The sequence below is a fragment of the Streptomyces sp. NPDC050617 genome (assembly GCF_040654795.1).
Classification (GTDB): domain Bacteria; phylum Actinomycetota; class Actinomycetes; order Streptomycetales; family Streptomycetaceae; genus Streptomyces.
In genome coordinates this window covers 1-17,601 of sequence record NZ_JBFAIS010000008.1, presented here as the reverse complement: position 1 = coordinate 17,601, position 17,601 = coordinate 1, and the positions used below count along the sequence as shown (strand labels likewise).

Sequence of the window (17,601 nt, the reverse complement as noted above, 5' to 3'; positions counted from 1 at the left end):
TGGGCACCAGCAGCTGAAATGCATTTTCATTGAGCCTTCGCCATCTTCGAACAGGCTGGTCAGTGGGGCTGGCGTGGCGCTCGGCCGGGGAGCTCGTGCTGGTGGTGGGCGGGAGTCTGCGGTCTTGATCGTCTGTCAGCGGTCAGCTTCGAGGTTGGTCAGGACGAGCAGGGCGCGCAAGAGCTGGGTGGCGTGAGGGTCACTACGCCCTCGGCGAAGCAAGTGCACCCAGGCTCATGCGGCGTGTTTCAGTTAGTTGATGAAGATCTTGGTTCTGGGTGGAACAGCGTGGGTCGGCCGCGAGATTTCGCGGCAGGCGGTGGAACGCGGGCATCAGGTGACGTGTCTGGCACGTGGGGAGAGCGGCGCTGCGGCCAAGGGCGCGGTACTGATCGCCGCGGACCGGCATGATGCGGCGGCGTACGAAGAAGTCAGCGGTCAGGACTGGGATGCCGTCGTGGAGGTGTCATGGCAGCCGGGCTTCGTCCGCGGTGCGCTGCGGGCTCTGTCCGAGCGGGCGGGACACTGGGCCTACGTGTCGTCGGTCAGCGCCTATGCCTCGCACGCCCAGCCGGGCGCTGATGAATCGGCGCAGCTGCTTACCGCCACGGAGCGAGAGGCAGTCGGCCACGACGAGTTCGGACAGGCCAAGGTCGCCTGCGAGGAAGCCGCAGCCGCCGTACTGGGAGAACGGCTTCTTGTAGCGCGGCCAGGCCTGATCGGTGGGCCGGGCGATCACAGTGGCCGATCCGGGTACTGGGTCGCTCGGGCGGCCCGCGCGCCGCAGTCCCCGCTGCTGGTACCGGCATCTTCGGATGTCTCGACGCAAGTGATCGACGCACAAGACCTTGCTGCCTGGCTGCTCGACTGCGCGGAGAAGGGGACGGCCGGGACGTACAACGCGGTCGGGCCGGCCGTGGCGCTTTCGGAGTGGATCACGCTGTCGCGGGAGATCGGCGGACACACCGGGCCGGTGGTGGAAGCGGAAGACGACTGGCTGCTCGAGCAGAAGGTGGTCCAGGCGATGGGGCCCGAATCGCTCGCACTGTGGGTGGCCGACCCGGAATGGGCCGGCTTCGGAGCCCGCAACGGCACCGCGGCGACCGCAACCGGTCTGCGGCACAGGCCCCGAGCACAACTGCTGGAGGCAACCTTGCGCTGGGAACGCGAGCAGGGACTTGAGCGGCCCCGACATGCCGGGCTGAGCACGGAGCGCGAGCGGGAACTCCTGCAGACACTGAAGTAGCGATACACGAAGCACCCGCCGCCCACGGGGCGGGCCGGGGCGGTTTCGCCGGGTCCGCCCCGTCGTCGGCCCGGTGCCGCCTACGATCCGGTTCATGGTGGAGTCCGAGATCGCAGAACGGACCGCGGCGCGACGCGCGGAACTCGACGAACTGGAAATCCAGTTGGTCAAGCAGCTCGACCAGGTGCGGGCCGAGCGGGACGAACTTGCCGTCGCGGAACGGGTCTGGAAGCGGATGGCCGAGCAGCTCGCTGCGGAGACGGAGGCGGCTGCGCTCCCGACGGCGCCGGTCGCGGGCCACGCGGTGCTGCTGGTCCCGCACCGCGGGCCCGGTGTGGCCGAGGAGGCGCTGCCGCCGAACTACCAGCGCATCCTCGCCATCGTGCGGGGTGCGGGCGGAGCGGTGTCGACCAACCAGGTCGGCGAGGAGCTGGGGCCCGGCCGTACCCACGACGCCACCGTCGCCCGCCGGGACAAGCTCGTCGAGCACTTGAAGGCGGCCGGTCTCGGCGCCCTGGCCGACCTGGGCTTCCTCGGCGTGGATAAGCCCGAGAACCCCGATGACCTGGTCATCGTCACCGACTACAAGGCCACCCGCGCCCGCAAGCTCACGCCCGGCCAGAAGCGGGCCAACCGGATCCTGGCCGCCGGACGCGCGCCCGTCGAACACGGCTTCGCGAACCTCAAGGCGTGGCGGATCCTCACCAAGCTCCGCACCGACCCCGCCCGCGCCACCCAGCTCTTGCGCACCCTGCTCGTCCTGACCAACCTCGAAGCTGACCGCTGACAGACGATCAAGACCGCAGATTCCCGCCCGCCACCAGCACGAGCACCCCAGCCGAGCGCCATGCCAGCCCATCCGACCAGCACGTTCGAAGATGGCGAAGACTCCTGGTCCCGCCGCGGCCACACTCCCGTGGTGCGTGTGCGAGGCCGTTCCCGCCGTCGGCTGTCTGTCGCCGCTCTCGTCTGCTACAACCCGGCGAACGCTCGCGGCTGATCTACCGGCCGTGCCCCGACGCCCGGCTCGACGGACGCAAAAGCTTCTCCTGGCGGGATTACCGCGACCTGATCCAGATCGCGCACCAGCAACTCGGCGGCCCGATCGTGTTGGTCTGGGACAACTTGAACACCCACCTGTCGGCCGGAATGCGCCGCTACATTGCTGATCGGACCTGGTTCACCGTCTTCTAGCTCCCGCCCTACTCACCCGACCTCAACCCCCGTCGAGGGCGTCTGGTCAGTGCTGCGGCGCACCACCACGGCCAACCGCGCGTTCGCTGGCCCCCAGAATCTGATCACCGCCGTCCGCCGGGGCTTACGCCAGCTCCAATACCGCCCCGACGTCATCGACGGCTGCCTCACCGGTACCGGACTCACGCCCGTTCCGCCATGACGACATCACGTATTGAAGGTCAGCAGAGGGCGTCTGAAAAGCCGGTCAGCGGGCAAGTTCCCTGATAGCGGGGCGGTGGCGCACTTTCAGGAGCTGGGGTGTGGGGGCTGCGTTCCCGTTACTCGACTGATCTGTCCGATCGGGAATGGGAGATCCTCTGTCCGCTGGTTCCGGCGGTCAAGCCCGGTGGTCGGCCGGCGATGCACGCGCGGCGGGAGATTCTGAACGCGTTGGCGTACTGGCTGCGGGCCGGCTGTGCCTGGAGATTGTTGCCGCATGACCTGCCGCCGTGGCAGACCGTCTATCACTACTGGCGGCGATGGCAGCAAAAAGGTGTGTGGGAGCGGATGTTGACGGCTCTGCGCGAACGCGAGCGGGTGCAGCTCGGCCGTGATGCCACTCCCAGCGGGGCCATAGTGGACAGTCAGAGCGTGAGGGCCAGCGAACGCGGTGGCCTGCACGGGTACGACGGCGGCAAGAAGGTCAACGGCGTCAAGCGGCACCTGCTCGTCGATACCTGCGGCACCGTCCTGGCCGCTTGCGTGAGCCCGGCGAGCGTGGGCGATCGTGATGGCGCCGCGGTGCTGCTCTCCCAGGCTGCCGGTGTCTTTCCGCGCCTTCGGCTCGTATGGGCGGACCAGGGGTACCGCGATGCCGACTTCCATGCCTGGGCCCGGGAAACCACCGGCATCACCGTGCAGGTCGTGCAGCGCCGCGACGGAGGATTCCGCTCGACCTGGGCGAAGGCAGGGACACCGCCTCCGGCCGTGCCCCTCTTCGCAGTGGCCCCGCGACGTTGGGTGGTAGAACGGACCATCGCCTGGCTGGGACGGTGCCGCCGCCTGTCGAAGGACTACGAGGACCTGAGCGTGTGTTCAGAGAACGCCATCTACCTCACCATGGCCATGCTCCTCGTGCGGCGCCTCGCAAGACCAGCCCGCTGCCCGGCTTTTCAGACGCCCTCTAGGTAGAATGTGAGGTCAGTGGATGTTTGAACGGTCCAGCAGCCTCTTCGAATATCCCGAGGGTGATCTCCGGGACCAAAACGGTGCAGTTCTCCATACCTTCGGGAAGGTGTGCCCGCATTTCCTCCCGGCACAAGAATGCGCCATCGGGGATGAGGATCCCCATGCCGAGTTGGTCCGCCAGCTCGATAATGACCTTCCACACGTCACCGACCTGCGGGCGTTCGATAACGATGAGTTTGTCGCAGAGGGACACTTCGGTCTCGCTGCCGTCAGCGGCACGGATCCAGTACTCCATACCGTCCGCAGAGACCGTCGCGGGAGCCGCTTCGTACGGGGTCAGGACCGTCCGGACTATGTCTGCGTCCGACTCGGCCAGCTCGCCGTCCACGAACCTGTACAGGCCCAGGCTGTAGCTCATGACGGTCGCTTGAGCTTGAAAATGAACTTGGCCTCCTTGGTGTTGTTTTCGGTCGCCTACGGACGCGGGGCGGATCAGGTCTTCTCATTGGGCATGCCGCGCCGCTCGCGCTCTGCACGCCTCATCGGTGCTGCTGGAACCTCAGCCACACAGATACAAGACACTCGTCATACATGCCCACGCCGGTATCGTCGGCGATCAAGGTCACGACGCCTTCCGTCTCGCCTGCTGCAGCGATGCGGAGCCAGCCGGACCGTTCGTCGTACTCCGTGCGCCAGCTGTCCCTCTGGCCCAGCACTACCGGCACGCCCGGGACAAACGGTTTGTCAGGAACGACGAATACCTCGCCGGGGGCCATGCGCTGGTCCTCGAACCGCGCCGATTGCCAGGAAGACCGTGGGCTGTATCCGTGGACGTACAGCAACTGCTGCGTCGTGATGCCCACTTCGAGGCACACGGTGCCGATGCGGATGCTTGTGGATCCATCAGCGCCGGCGCGCGACAGTTTTTCGGCTCGGCAGTCGGTGTCGCAGAGGAAGTCGATGTCACCCGGGTCCTGGTACAGCGGTTGCCCTCGCAGTGGTATACCTGGCTCGGACCGGGTTGCTACCACGGTGGGGTTTTGCTCTCCGAGTTCGCTCGCACCCTGCGTTCCTTCGCGCTGGGCGATGCTGTTGCCCGCCATGTGCGCAAGGGACTTGGCGCGCGCGATGAAGATTTCCGGGTAATCCATCGCGGATGTCCTGCTCGGAGGATAGATCGCCGAATTCACATACCCGGGCAGTTCATCACGGAGTGCCAGCAGGACGTCCTGCAGGACTGATTCCGGGAGGTCGCCCAGGAAGAGGTGCCCCGATGCTGCTCCCGCGGTCACCTCTTGTTTGGCGCGCTCATCCCGGATGTGCTGAAGGATGAAGGCGGCGACATCGTCGAAGAGTCCGCCGGTCGCGAACCAGTTGAGGGTCTCTGTTGCCTCTGGGCCCGGTAGAGAGACGAGCTTGGACATCGGGCTCCTTGCTATGGGGGTGTGCGGTAGGCGGCCATGCGATGGCCGCCTACCGCAGAGTACTGTCGTTCGATCAGCTGTGGTCGCCGATGTAGAAGATCCGCGCTTGGTCCGCTTCCGGCAGCTTGTTGACGGCTGCCTTGATGGCGCCGATCTGCTCAGCCGTGTAGGTGGACACGTCCACCGGCACGAACGAAACGAATCTGCCGCTCTTTTCCGTCTTCAGCAAGTGCGCTTTGATGGAGCTGATGAACTGCGGGACCTTTAGGTATTGTGAGGGTGAGTTCCCGACTGCGTCATACCCGCGTCCCTTGTGGTCGTACCATTCCAAGTCTCCGCTCCGGTCGCGGGTGAGGCTGACTCCGCGCTCGTTCTCCACGCGCAGTGCCGATTGCATTTCGCCTTGATTGAATTTCAGCCCCTTTGCCGGGTCGACGCCGAGAGAGAAGCGACGGATGTATTCGACCAGGCGGGCTTCCAGCGCGCCGCACGCATCCTTGATTCCCTCAATGGCTGCGAGATGTTCCGCTATGTTGGCTTCGAGCGCCGTCACAGTCGCGGCATCCGCTACTTTCAAGCGACCTATGGCTTCCTCGACGCTCACACCGGCACGCAGCGCCTCTTCGAAGGCTCTGACCGCTTGCACTGCCTCCGTGATCTTCGCCGGCGGGATGATCACCATTCCGGCCAGGGCGCAGTGTCCGGATCCGCTCCAGCTACTGAAGTTGCAGTGCTTGAAGTCGTAGGTGACGGCGTTCCACAGACTCTTGATGAATGCCTTGTCGACCTCCTTGGTGATGTCCCACGCCGAATAGTGCTTCGGCACCTTCTGCGTCAGGTGCTGCAAGGTCTGGGTGCCGAGGAAGACGGTGTCCGACTTCGGGCACCCGGCCTCGGTGGCGGGGACATCCGGGTTGAGGCACAGGTAGAAGCTGACCGTGGCGTTGAACGTCACTGTGTAGGTGACATCGCACCCCTTGAAGGGGTCGAGGGTGCACGTCTCATTGCTGACGTCCACATCGGTGATCTTGTCGATCACGTAGAAGGTGTTGTCGATGCCTGTGCCGGCACCTGCGGCGACCTGTTTGTTGGCGTGTTCCTTCTCCGCCTGCTCGGCGGCGTCTTGGGCGTCCTTGGCGTATTTCTGGGCGTCCTTGGCGTACTGCTCCGCTTCGATGGCGGCTTGGTCGGCGCGGGTCGCCGCGTCGCGGGCGTCGCGGGCGGCCTGTTCGGCTTCGGCGGCTGCCTGGCGGGCGGCGGAGGCGTCGAGGGCCGCCTGGTCGGCGGAGGCCCGTGCGTCGCTGGCATAGCCTTCGGCCCGGCCTGCCGCCTTGTCGGCCGCAACGGCATCCTCGGCGGCCTGCTGGGCGTACTCGACCGAGCGGGCCAGCGACTTGGATGCGGCGGCCGCGTAGCCGGCGGCGTCGGCCGCGTACCCCAGGGCGTCCTTCGCGTAGCCGCGGGCGTCCGCCGCGTACTGGGCGGCCTTGGCGGCGTGCTCGTACGCCTCCTTGGCGTCGCCCTCCGCCGCCTGGGCGAGGCTCTCGGCGAGCGCGACCTCGTCCTTCGCGTTCTTGGCGTGCGCCTCGGCGACGGCCTGCTGCTGCTCGGCGATCGTCTTCGAATTCTGCCCGGTCAGCACGACGAGACCGGCGATGCTGTCGGTGTCGACGTAGGGGGAGCCGAGCTGGATCGCGTCGTTCGCCGGATCGGCGACCTGCTTGGCCGCGTTCCCCGCATCGGCTGCCGCCTGCGCGGTGACGTGGGCGAACCCGGCGGCCTTCGCGGACGCCGCCAGCGCCGTGCCGGCCTCCTTCTTCGCCGCGTCCGCGTGCTCCTTCGCGGTCTTCGCCTGCGCCTCGGCCTCGTCGGCCTCCTCGACGGCCTGCTTGGCCTCGGCGGCGGCGTCCTGTGAGGCCCGGATGGCATCGGCGGCCGCGCTGGTCGCGGTCTTCACGGCGGCATCCGCCTTGGCCTTGGCGGCCTGCGCGGCATCGGAATCGGCCCGGGCCCGCTGGGCGGCGGCCTCGGCACGGGTGGCTGCTGCATCGGCATCGGCCGCGGCCCTGGTCGCCGCATCCGCCTCCCCGCGCGCGGACTTCGCCGCCGATTCCGCACTGGTGGCGGCGGCGTCCGCGGTGTCGGCCGCGGCTCTTGCTTCCTTTGCGGCGTCGCCTGATTCCAGGGACTGGGCGTAGGCGTCCTTCGCATCCGCCTTGGCCCGCGCGGCATCGGCCTTCTGCGCCGCGTCCCACGCGTCGTCCCGCAGGCCGCGGGCCTTGTCACTGGCCTTCTTCGCGGCATCGCGCTTCGAGGTCGCGGTGGTCTCGGCCGCCTCGGCCTGCTCCTTGGCGTCCTTCGCCTTGGCCGCATAGCCCTCGGCGTTGGTCTTGTGCTGCGCGGCTTCCGCCTGCTTGGCGGCGGCGGTCTCCTTCTCCGCCTTCGCGGTGGCCGCCTCCGACTCGGCCGCGAGCCGCTTCGCGTGCGCCGTCGCCGCCGCCGTCCGCGCATCCGCCTCCGCCTTCGTGGCATCGGCCAGCTTCGCCTTGGCAGTCTCCATATCCGCCTTGGCGTTGTCCCGGTGGACCTTCGCCGCCTCCGCAGCGGCCTTCGCCTGCACCTCGGCCGTATGGGCCGCTTCCTTACGGAACTCGGCCTTGGACTGCGCGGTCTGCGCCAACGCCCGCTGCGCGATGGTCTGACTGTCACCCGCCGAAGCCCGGGTAGCGGCCTCCGCGGTCTCCCCGGCCTTTACCAACGCCTCCAGCGCGGCGGCAGCCCCCTTGGTGACCTGAGCCTTCTGCTGCCCCACCAGCAGACCACGCCCCCGCGGCGCACCATTGGCGTCCGCGATGCCGTAGGCGGCCTGCTCTGCGGTATCGGACGAGGCAGCCGCCCGCTTCGCCACAGCGGCCTGCGCCTTGATGACGGCAAGCTGCTTCTTCGCCTGCGCCTGCGCGGCAGCGACGTCCTTCTCCGCCTTGTCGAACTGCTCCTTCTTCGGGTACCAGGAGTGGGAGGTCCCGTCATGGCCGGACGGAATGACATTGAACCGCTGCGCCGAACTCCCGTTACAGGTCCACAGCCACGCGGTGCGGCCCTTGTCGAAGGTGTGCAGGTCCAGGCACTTCCCCGTCCCGGCGTTCTTCAGTGCGGTGGTGGCACGGGTGTTGTAGGTCCACACCTGTGCCGGAGTTCCGTTGCATCCCCAGAGCTGGATCTTGGTGCCGTTGTCCGTGCCGTTGTTCTGCACGTCGAGGCATTTGTTGTCCGCGTTGGCGTTCTGCAGGACGGGCCCGATGCCGTGGCCCACGATGAATTAGTCCTGGGCGCTGGTGCCGTTGCACGGATAGAGCTGGACGGGGGTGCCGTTGCTGGTCCCGCCGTTCTGGGCGTCGAGGCAGTTGCCGTTGGCGTCGTGCACCTTGATGGTCACGTGGGAGTCGCCGATCCAGCCGCCCCCTCCCGGGGCCCACCAGCTCTGCCAGCGGGCCAGGTGGTCGGCGATCCAGGACTGGCCCAGCAGGTCCGCCATCGCGGCCGATCCCGTGGTGAGGGCCGTGCTGGCGTCCTTGCCGGCGTTCAGGATCTGGTTGCGGGGCACGGACTGGGAGGCGATCTCCTGCTGCCACTCCTTCGCGGCGGTGTCCTCCACCGTGCGCAGGGCCATGTCCGGGTCGACCGGGTTCCGCCACGTACACGTGGAGAACCGCGTCTTCATGTCCTCGACCGCGATCCGGAACTCCGAACTGCCCGGTGCGGGAGCGGTACGGGGGAACCCGCCGGAGGCAAGGAAGATGCGGGCGTTGTCCGCGCCGGTGGGCTCCATGGACCAGTTCGTCAGGTGCTGGAACGCGTTGTACTCGTGATTGAGCCGGTTCCACTCATCCCGGGGGAGCGACGGGTCCGGGTCCTTGTACAAGGGGGTGCCGAGGTCCTTGACGGCCTTGACCGTCTTTTCGCCCGCTTTGGGGGTGGGGTCGTAGAAGTCGAAGTTCTGGTACCACCGGGCGCCGCCGGCTCACTTGTCCAGCCCGGTCTGGGCGTAGAAGTTGTCGTTCTCCCTGGTGCCGTCAGGCCGGGTGAACCAGCCGGGCACGCCGTTGAGGTCGTTGAGCGGAGCTCCCCAGGCCGTTTCCTGGCTGCGGAGGCGCTCCCAGGTGTTCTTCCAGTCCTCCTGGTCTTTGTCGTAGGCGCGGCTGAGCGGGCCGGAGAAGGTGTCGTCGAGTTCCGCCAGTTCGTGCAGTTTCTCGGGAGACTGGTTGAGAGCATCTTGAGCGAGGCCGTAGGCGTTGAGGCCGCCCAGGCGCAGCCCGTCGGACATCAGGCACTGGTCGAACCGCAACTGCTCGTCAGCCGTGGTCTCTTTCCAGTCCTCGGGCTCGTCGCTGGCCCTTGACGCGGCACCGGTTAGCCGGTCGATCATTTCGGGCCGGACAGCCAGAGTGGCTACGAGCGCTAAGGCGAGGAGAACCAGAAGAACCCGCGGGGAGACCCCGGATCTTCCTGGTCTCGGTAGGAGAAAACCCGGTCTGGAACGCACAAGCTTCCCTTCGTCGCAAGGAGAGCGAACGAGAGGGCGGCGCAGGACAGGACAGCGGTACGAACAGCCGGTATCGCGGCATGGCGACGCGGACCCCTCCCAGCGCGACGGTGCCCCCCCGGTTGCTCATGACGTGCGCGGCGGAGCGGTCACAACCCGTCGGCGCGGCAGCCACCATAGATGCAGGTGAGCACCCTGCTACAAGAGGTGAATCCGAAGCCGCTCCATGACTGACGCGAACAAGTCACGCATTCCGGGTGCATACGTGTATGAGCAACTCGTCTGTGTGAGCCAAGAGTTAACTGTGTGCTTCCTGCGTAGCATGTGGTGGATATGTGTTGAGCGACGGGCAGGTTCGGCCGAAAGCTGCCCCCGGCGTCAGTGGTGAATGTGATGACTCGGGTGACGGTCCTTGCGGGGCATGCGGTGAACATGAGAAAGATCCGCCGGTTTCGGCGTGATTGGCTGGGTCACCTCGAAGACTGCGTTGGCCGGAGTCCGGCGGAGGTATTCCGACTCCTCCTGCGGGCGCCTGATGTGCGAGGGGCGCCGATCTGGCGCTCACGGTACTGCGCGATCCGCTCTTCCCCAGCGGCATGTCCACCTTTCGGCGCCGTGCTGCCTTCGCGGACCGCTCAGATCGCCCTCGGCCACGCCGTTCGGAACGTGATGCGGGCACACCTGCCCGCCTACCGTGAGCGCGCGGCTGAGACAGTGGTCGGCCTGGGCCCGGTCAGCCGTGTCTCCGGAGCGGGCCGTGGCCGGTATGCCGGTGCGCGGCGGGTGTGTTGCGGCGCCACGGAGCGCCGCCGGCCCTGCGTCGGCAGTTGGCGCGGGGGGCGACGGCAGCGTCTTTGTGTCACGCGGTCGCTGAGTGCCGAATTGCCCGTCACTGAGGTGGCCGACGGGTCGGCACTTCGGCGGAGACGCCCCACTGCTGATATTGAGGTGGATTGACGGCTGTGAGGAGCAGCGAATGTCAGGACCGCGAATGTCTTGGGGAAAGGAGACGCCGCGCCCTGTTGTTTTTACTTGCCCGAGAGAATGAGTGGAACCAGGGCGTGCATCGAAAGTGCTGGCAGGAACCGTTTCATCGGCGTCAGGTGTCAATCGGCGCGGTGTACCCCGGCTCCGTGGCAGTCGTCAGTCACCCACCTGAGGAAAGGCGGTTTTCCAGAGCCCGAGGCAGCGGGTAGGCGCGCTCTGCGGGGAACAGCCGCTGGGCTTTTGCGGCATGCCCAGTCTGTGTCAGGGAAGCGGCCTTGCGGACCTGCGGGGTGAGGTCGGTGAGACTCACAATCCAGTCGTCGGTGAACGTGCGAATCAGATGGCGGCCAATGCCGACCTGGATGCTGTAGTGGTTAAGCGCCGCCCCGCGCGGCGAGCGCTCTGGATCCCACTGGACATGGACGGCCGCCTCGGCGACGGCCGCCGGGTCCGCGGTCGTGAGCACGGCCTGGGACAGAGCCTCCTCCCAGCCCTCCCGCGTTATTCGCACCGCGAGAACGCGCTCTTGACCGGGTTTGCGGGCCCAGTTGCTGCGGTGCATCAGCCACATGAACGACGGCTTGATCCACGTCATCCTGTGGAATGAGAACGGCGCAACGAAGCGGCCCGCCCGCAGTGCCGCGTCGGCGATGGCAGGCGTGTACGCCTGGTAGACCACGATCGTGCGAGCGTCGTAGTCGGCACGAATCTGATATTGGGGTGCCATGCGCCGCACCCTGCCATCCGTCCCATGAGCCTCGCGAACCGTTTTCTCGCACTTGCCGCGCAGCCGGTTGCGAAAGTGCTGGTCACAGCCACTCGTTGATGGCCGCGACGAGGACAGTCGCTTCGTAGCGGACGGCGAGTTTCTCGTAGCGGGTGGCCACCGCGCGATGCCTCTTGAGGCGGTTGCTCCCGCACTCCACCGCGTGGCGCTCGCGATAATCGGTCTTGTCGAACTTCGGCGGACGGCCGCCGTGCGAGCCAAGTTTTTGCGGTTGCGGACATGGTCAGCCTTGTCGGGGATGGCGCAACGGATACCACGACGCCGCAGATAGGCGCGGTTCTTGCGGGAGGCGTACGCCTTGTCGGCCCGCACCCGGTCCGGCCGGGTGTGGGGCCTGCCGGGCCCCAGTCGATGCACCCGGATCTTCTTCAGTACGGGCTCGAACTGAGGGGAGTCCCCGCGCTGGCCGGCCGTGATCACGATGGACATGGGCTTCTGAACCTGCTCAACGGCGAGGTGCAACTTGGTGGTCAGGCCGCCGCGCGAGCGTCCGGGCCCATGGTCCTCGGGCTCGGACGTGAGGCCGCCGGGCGGTTCCTTCTGAAGGTCCCCTTTTCCTTGCTCCGGCGGCGTGCTGGTGGGCCCGGCAGACGGTGGAGTCGACGTTGATCTCCCAGGTGATCAGCTGCTTCGCGTCTGCCTGGGCCTGCAGTTCAGCGAAGATCCGTTGCCAGGCGCCGTTCCGCTGCCAGCACCGGAACAAGTCGTACACCCGTCCCCAGGGGCCGTACCGCTCCGGCACATCCCGCCACGGCGTTCCGGTTCGGGTCCGCCACCGTATGCCGCCGATCAGCTGCCGCCGGGTCCACACCGGCGGGCGCCCCGGCTTCTTGCCCGCTGGCAACAGCGACTCCAGGCGAGCCCACTGCGCATCCGTCAGATCACCACGTGCCACAAAGCGAGATCATCTCACTTCAAGATCCACTTTCGATACACGCCCTAGTAGCGTCGGCCCTCGCTGTGGTGTGCCCAGCCCTGGTCGAGGAACCGGAAACCGGCGGCCACGGACGATTCCGGGTCCGCCTCACGCGTAGCCATGAGCTGGATCTGCAGCGCGAAGCGTACGTAGAAACGGATCTCCTCACTCGGTTCGTCGAGCCCGAACTCCTCGGTGAGCGTGGCGATCAGCGCGTCCTCGTGACGCAGCCACATCTTCTCCGCGTACTCGATCAGGGACGGCGTGCCGTTCATCAGCGCAAGGATCTGGCTCTGTGGCTCGGTCTTCAGCGCGGCGATCTCGGCGAGGTAGTGCGCCTTCAGCGCATCAGAGACCGAGGTTCCCGGCGCGCGGTCCCGCACCGCGGCGATGAGCCGCTCGTGCCGTTCATCCTCGTCGCTGAAGACGAGCGCTTCCTTGTGCGGGAAGTGCGTGAAGACCGTCTTGGGTGTCACATCCGCCTTGTCGGCGATCTCGCGCACCGTCACGGCATCGAAGCCGCGGTCGAGGAAGAGTGCCGTCGCCGCGTCCAGGATCGCCGCCCTCGTAGCAGCCTTCTTGCGCTCACGCCGCCCCACGGGCACTGAATCCACCATGCCCTCACTCTACCCTCGGTCGCTATCTCCACCGGTTGTAAAAATACACTCGATATAGTTAGAGTCCGGGTGAAGCGAAAGTGCTTGGTGGTGGACGTCTCGACGGCAGACCGCCATGCCGCCACCCGTCATCCCCGAGGCCGGAGCGTCCGCCTGCCGTCAGCCGGCACGAACGCCGCGCGTCAGCGCCCGGCCCTGCACCAGAAAGACGACGCCGATGACCAAAGACACGGCCGTGCGCTCCACCGCGCGGCGCGCGAAGCCACCGACGAACGCGCAGGAGCACAGCAACGCGGACGGACCCCAGTCTCAGCGCCGCATGGCGGGAGCGCTGCTGATCGCCGGACCAGCGATCTTCCTGCTGGGTGAGTTCATCTCCGCCGCCGCGTGGACCGATCCCGCCTACAGCTACACCCACCACTTCATCAGCAACCTGGGCGTCCACGGGCCGTCGACCCTGTTCGGCCAGTACATGTACTCGCCGCTGGCCTGGGTGATGAACGCCGGATTCCTCCTCTTCGGGATCACCATCCTGGCCGGAGTGGCCACTTTGCGGGACCTGGCACAAGGGCGCCGGTGGGCCATGCTCGTCCCCGCTGCGCTGCTGGCTGTCGGCGGCGTGCTGCTCGCGCTGTACCCCGGATCGGCCGAGGCCCTTAAAGACGGCACCGGCGAGTACCACAGCATGGGCGCCTTCGCCGGCTTCACCGGCGGCAACGTGCTGGCCATCGTCCTCGGACGCCGCTGGCAGCGCATCGGCGTCTCCGCCCGCATGGGCCGAGCGTTGATCACCGTCGGCGTGATCGGTCTGATCTCGATGCTGCTCTATCTCGCCATGATCATCACTTCTGGCGACAACGCCATCGGGATCATCGGCCTCATCGAACGCGGCGCCGTCCACCCGTTCCTCATCGGCCTCGCGTGCGCCGGAGCAGCAATCCGGAAACGCGACAACATCTCCGCCGAACCGCCGTCCATCACAGCAGGCACGGCGACCTGACCTCGCCCCGACGAACACCACCGACGCAAAGCATCAACCGTTAACTCCGCACCCCAAGGACCACGACCATGAACAGCACCCTTACCACCCCCGCGAGCCTGGACGATCCCACCCCCGCCGCAGCTGCGTGGGTGCGCACCTGGGGCGCAGCCCCGCAGGCCCCGGACAACTCCGTCAGCTCCCTCGAGCCCTTCGAGAACGCGACCCTGCGGCAAGTCGTCCGCATCAGCGGCGGCGGACACCACGTGCGTATCCGCATCAGCAACGAGTACGCCACCGCGCCACTGACCGTCGGCGCCGCCCGTGTCGCCCTCGCGGACGCCGACGGCGCGATCCAGGACGGCAGCAGCCGCGCGATCACGTTCGGCGGCCAGTCGACCGTCACCGTACCGGCGGGCGCACCAGCCCTCAGCGACCCCGTCGACCTGACCGTCCCCGCACTGTCACGGCTGGCCATCAGCCTCTACCTGCCCGGCCGCGTGGACACCGCCACGTGCCACGGCACCTTCCACACGCTCGGCTGGCTCATACCCGGCGACGCGACCACGCGCGCCGCGCTGCCCACGGAAGCCGCTCCGCTGCCGGCGCAAGCCCTGATCACCGCGGTGGAAGTACAGCCCGACACCCCTACCCGGGCCATCGCCGTGCTCGGCGACTCCCGCGTCGACGGCATCGGATCCACCCCCGGCACCGACCGGCGCTGGACCGACCTGCTCGCCGAACGCCTGCACGCGCACGGCAGCCGGACCCGCTGCGTGGTCAACCAGGGCATCGGCGGCAACCGCCTGCTCACCGACGGCATCGGCGCCGCCGCCCTCGCACGCTTCGACCGCGACATCCTCGCCACCCCCGGCCTGGGTCATGTGGTGATCGCCGTGGGCAACGACCTCGTCTTCTCCTTCGCCCCGCGCAACGAGGAGACCGCCGCCTTCCTCGCGATGTTCCCCGGCGAGCCCGTCGGCGTGGACGACATCATCGCCGCCCACCTCCAGGCCGCCGCTCGCGCCCGCGCCCACGGCGCGAAGGTCCACGCCGCGACCATCGCACCCTACGGCGGCTCGGACATGTACACCCCCGAGGGCGACAAGGCGCGCGAGCAGATCAACGACTGGATCCGCACGAGCGGAGCCTTCGATGCAGTCCTCGACTTCGACGCCGTCTGGCGCGACGCCACCGACCCCAGTCGCATCCACGACGACCTGCACATGGGAGACCACCTCCACGGCAACGACGCGGGTTACGCCGCCCTCGCAGAATCCATCGACCTCTCCCTGTTCGACTGACCCCCCGTTTCGTTCGAGCCGTTGCCTCTGTCCCCGGACGTGCAGCCGGCTGTAAGCCGTCAGCCCGTCCTGTCGCAGAAGGAGCCCGGGGGCGGAGTACCAGCGGACCGGAGAATCGTCGGCGCCGTCCACATGGGGTAATCCGGGAGAGCGACTCGCTCGAAGAGCTCCCCAACCGAGTCCATGGCGTCGGGCGGCAACTCGCACGCGTTGTAGAGCTGCCCGTTGCCGAACAGAGTTTCGGGCAGCACGAGCTCCACACACGCAAGTGAGACCCTGTTCGCTGAGGGCGGCCAGGTGAGCGACCCGCCCGTAGGTCGTCCAGTCGCGGGACGGCTGGCGGTCTTTCATGGACGCTCCGCTGATGAGGCGGGAAGCGATCACGGTGGTGCCGGGAAAGGATCACCAACCGAGCTGCTGCGCTGCTGGCCAGCGGTACTCGTGAACGCCCTTTTCATGCGGGGCAGGCGGGCAGGTTGTGGCGATGTCGGTCGACTACGGCCGGGGCTGGCCTGGGCCGGTCTCGGCCGGGATCCCGCGGCCGGCCAGCCGCTTGAGCTTTAGGCAGGCGTTGTTGATGTTGTTGGGCGCGACCGTCAGGTCCATCGCCTCGCACACCTGCCGGGCTCGCAGCGGGTGGTCGGCCGTGGTAAGCACCGCCATGGTCTGCTGGTAGGCCGGATGATCCGGTAGCTTCGGTGCCGGCGGCGCGGGCGGCCCGGGGTCGGGGTCGGGCAGTGCCAGCAGTGTCTTGCGGGTGATCCGGACTTCTTCGGCGGCCCGGCCGAGTTCGCCGAGCTGGGCGGTCAGCTGCGTGATCTGTTCCCGCATCGTCTCGGCCTGCGCGGTGATCTCGTGTTCGCGCTCCTCCAGTCGTGCCAGCACCGCGCCGAGGGTCAGCTCTCCGCCGGTCATGCGGTGCGTCAGGCCGGCACGGTCGCCGCGGTCAGCCGGCGAGGTATCACCGCGATCATCGCCCAGTACACCCGCGACTCCGAACTGCGGGGCTGGTGCTCGTGTCGCGCACCAGCCTGCGGCGCAGCATCAAGCCCCGTAGGCGCGTTCCACGACCCATCGCTTGGCCTGGGGAACGAACCCGGTCTGCGATGGGGCCTTCGCTCCACAGGCAGTCGGCGAGGTCGTCCTGCCAGAGGTGCAGCGCGTAGTTCTCGACCCGTGCGGTCCACTGGCCGGGGAGGTGGTCGGCCACCTCGCGGGCGAAGTCGCCGATATAGGGGTCACTGCTCGTGGCGACCGTGGTCCCGGAGATCTTGGCGACCACGCCGAGGGCGAGGAGGGCTTCGCGGGTGCGGTCGAGGTCTGACAGCGGGATGGCGTGGAGGCCGTCGTCGGTCTTCTCGAATCCGGCGGCGTCCAAAGTGGTGCGCGCCCAGAGCCAGTTGGGGCCGTGGATGAGGGCGACGACGCCGTCGCGGTCGCTGGTGCACAGGGTGATCTCGGAGCCGGTCCCGGGCTCAGGGGAGGGGGTGGTGTGCGTGTCGGTGCTGTCGCCTGACGCGGCAAACAGGGCGAGGCGGGTGAGGTCCACGGAGCGGGTTCTTCGGCGGGGGAGGGGCGAGTGGCAGGGCGCCGGTATCTGGGGGCGGCGGACCGCGGGCACGTCCGCACCGCCAGACGCGGCAGGACGTGCCGGGGCCGGTGCTGCGACCGCGGTCACGGCGCCCGCGCACCGGCCGGGCCCGCCCGGGCGGCGCGAGCCGCGGGCGGCTGAAGCGGCGAACGCGAGGTCAGCGGCGCGCGTTGGCGCGGGGTGTGCCCGGGGGCGCGGGGAGGGGGGGCGGCCGTGGGTGGCCCGGGGGGACGGGCCGGCCAGGTGACGGGCCAGGCGGCGGGGGTGCTGAAGTCGGTGCGGGGGTCGACGCCCCAGCGGACGACGGGGCCGGCCGAGGAGTGCTGGGCGGGGACTACTTCGATGCCGTGCGGACGCAGCACGTAGCCCCAGGCCAGGTCCTGGCCGGCGGCGGTCGTCTCGGTGACCGTCATCCGGGCCGGCGGGGATCCGTCCGTGGTGATCAGGTCGTCCATGGTGCGGCTGGGCCACCGGTCCCCGCCGGTGAGAGCGGTGACGATCTCGGGTGGCGCGGTGTCCAGCAGGTCGCTGCCCAGCTCGTCCCAGCCGACGGCGACGTCGTCCACGAGGTGTCGCGTCATCGCCTCCAGGTCCCGGCCGAAGCGGTGCTGGAAGGCCGCCGGCAGCAGGGGCAGTTTCGCGGCCGGCTCGCCGTCGAGGTGGACGTAGATGCCGGTGTAGCCGGCCGGGGTGGGGCGGGCGATAAAGGAACGGGTCGACAGGTGAAGCTCCGAAAAGGGGTGGCTGCTGTATTGACCCGCAGGGTTGTTTACGCGGGTGATGGGTGGGTGGCCGTTGAGTGCGGTGTGGCAGCGGTGGTGGTTGTAGGTGTGCAGGAAGTCC

The 17,601-nt window shown here is 68.0% G+C and carries 15 protein-coding genes and 3 pseudogenes; 6 read left to right on the top strand and 12 right to left on the bottom strand.

The features are described 5' to 3' along the window. The first annotated feature begins 259 nt into the window (after nucleotides 1-259). The 4 genes and pseudogenes from AB0I49_RS13185 to AB0I49_RS13170 all read left to right on the top strand — a co-directional run bounded on the left by AB0I49_RS13185 (nucleotide 260) and on the right by AB0I49_RS13170 (nucleotide 3,613). Entirely contained in the window at nucleotides 260-1,246 is a 987-nt protein-coding gene (locus AB0I49_RS13185) for an NAD-dependent epimerase/dehydratase family protein (protein WP_363227020.1), read from the top strand. A 94-nt stretch (nucleotides 1,247-1,340) separates the two neighbouring features. Beyond that, a complete protein-coding gene (locus AB0I49_RS13180; RefSeq protein WP_363227019.1) occupies nucleotides 1,341-2,033 on the top strand; it encodes a transposase family protein in 693 nt (230 codons plus the stop codon). A 60-nt stretch (nucleotides 2,034-2,093) separates the two neighbouring features. Continuing rightward, nucleotides 2,094-2,707, top strand: a pseudogene (locus AB0I49_RS13175) (transposase). 33 nt (nucleotides 2,708-2,740) lie between these two features. Continuing rightward, nucleotides 2,741-3,613, top strand: a complete 873-nt coding sequence (locus AB0I49_RS13170) for an IS5 family transposase (protein WP_363227017.1) — start codon at nucleotides 2,741-2,743, stop codon at nucleotides 3,611-3,613. On the opposite strand, the gene AB0I49_RS13165 is transcribed toward AB0I49_RS13170, so the two are convergent. From AB0I49_RS13165 to AB0I49_RS13130, 8 genes and pseudogenes are all read right to left on the bottom strand, one after another. Further along, a complete protein-coding gene (locus AB0I49_RS13165; RefSeq protein WP_363227016.1) occupies nucleotides 3,606-4,028 on the bottom strand; it encodes a hypothetical protein in 423 nt (140 codons plus the stop codon). The genes AB0I49_RS13170 and AB0I49_RS13165 overlap by 8 nt on opposite strands. Before the next feature lie 121 nt (nucleotides 4,029-4,149). Next, the gene (locus AB0I49_RS13160) at nucleotides 4,150-5,034 is read right to left on the bottom strand and encodes a hypothetical protein (RefSeq protein WP_363227015.1); all 885 of its coding nucleotides are present in this window, start codon (nucleotides 5,032-5,034) and stop codon (nucleotides 4,150-4,152) included. 73 nt (nucleotides 5,035-5,107) lie between these two features. Then, nucleotides 5,108-8,347 carry a ricin-type beta-trefoil lectin domain protein gene (locus tag AB0I49_RS13155; RefSeq protein WP_363227014.1) on the bottom strand — a complete coding sequence of 1,080 codons (3,240 nt, stop codon included), beginning with the start codon at nucleotides 8,345-8,347 and terminating at the stop codon, nucleotides 5,108-5,110. A 6-nt stretch (nucleotides 8,348-8,353) separates the two neighbouring features. Next, the gene (locus AB0I49_RS13150) at nucleotides 8,354-8,956 is read right to left on the bottom strand and encodes an RICIN domain-containing protein (protein WP_363227013.1); all 603 of its coding nucleotides are present in this window, start codon (nucleotides 8,954-8,956) and stop codon (nucleotides 8,354-8,356) included. Nucleotides 8,957-9,055: 99 nt separating this feature from the next. Beyond that, a complete protein-coding gene (locus AB0I49_RS13145) occupies nucleotides 9,056-9,460 on the bottom strand; it encodes a hypothetical protein (RefSeq protein WP_363227012.1) in 405 nt (134 codons plus the stop codon). 1,264 nt (nucleotides 9,461-10,724) lie between these two features. Further along, nucleotides 10,725-11,291: a DUF4291 domain-containing protein gene (locus tag AB0I49_RS13140; RefSeq protein ID WP_098027181.1), complete on the bottom strand. Its 567-nt coding sequence runs from the start codon at nucleotides 11,289-11,291 to the stop codon at nucleotides 10,725-10,727. 82 nt (nucleotides 11,292-11,373) lie between these two features. Beyond that, nucleotides 11,374-12,246, bottom strand: a pseudogene (locus AB0I49_RS13135) (IS5 family transposase). Nucleotides 12,247-12,290: 44 nt separating this feature from the next. After that, nucleotides 12,291-12,884, bottom strand: coding sequence for a helix-turn-helix domain-containing protein (locus tag AB0I49_RS13130; protein ID WP_363227011.1), 594 nt, complete (start codon nucleotides 12,882-12,884; stop codon nucleotides 12,291-12,293). Between the two features lie 235 nt (nucleotides 12,885-13,119). Between AB0I49_RS13130 and AB0I49_RS13125 the strand changes: the two genes are divergently transcribed. Together AB0I49_RS13125 and AB0I49_RS13120 are read left to right on the top strand one after the other, a co-directional pair. After that, nucleotides 13,120-13,884, top strand: a complete 765-nt coding sequence (locus tag AB0I49_RS13125) for a DUF998 domain-containing protein (RefSeq protein WP_363227010.1) — start codon at nucleotides 13,120-13,122, stop codon at nucleotides 13,882-13,884. 68 nt (nucleotides 13,885-13,952) lie between these two features. Next, entirely contained in the window at nucleotides 13,953-15,167 is a 1,215-nt protein-coding gene (locus AB0I49_RS13120; RefSeq protein ID WP_363227009.1) for a GDSL-type esterase/lipase family protein, read from the top strand. Nucleotides 15,168-15,662: 495 nt separating this feature from the next. On the opposite strand, the gene AB0I49_RS13115 is transcribed toward AB0I49_RS13120, so the two are convergent. From AB0I49_RS13115 to AB0I49_RS13100, 4 genes and pseudogenes are all read right to left on the bottom strand, one after another. Next, nucleotides 15,663-16,082, bottom strand: a complete 420-nt coding sequence (locus tag AB0I49_RS13115) for a hypothetical protein (protein WP_363227008.1) — start codon at nucleotides 16,080-16,082, stop codon at nucleotides 15,663-15,665. A 55-nt stretch (nucleotides 16,083-16,137) separates the two neighbouring features. Further along, nucleotides 16,138-16,716, bottom strand: a complete 579-nt coding sequence (locus AB0I49_RS13110; protein ID WP_363227007.1) for a hypothetical protein — start codon at nucleotides 16,714-16,716, stop codon at nucleotides 16,138-16,140. Nucleotides 16,717-16,841: 125 nt separating this feature from the next. Further along, nucleotides 16,842-17,462 (bottom strand): hypothetical protein, encoded by a 621-nt coding sequence (locus AB0I49_RS13105; protein ID WP_363227225.1) that lies wholly within the window; start codon nucleotides 17,460-17,462, stop codon nucleotides 16,842-16,844. Nucleotides 17,463-17,504: 42 nt separating this feature from the next. Then, nucleotides 17,505-17,601, bottom strand: a pseudogene (locus AB0I49_RS13100) (IS481 family transposase); the annotation flags it as partial.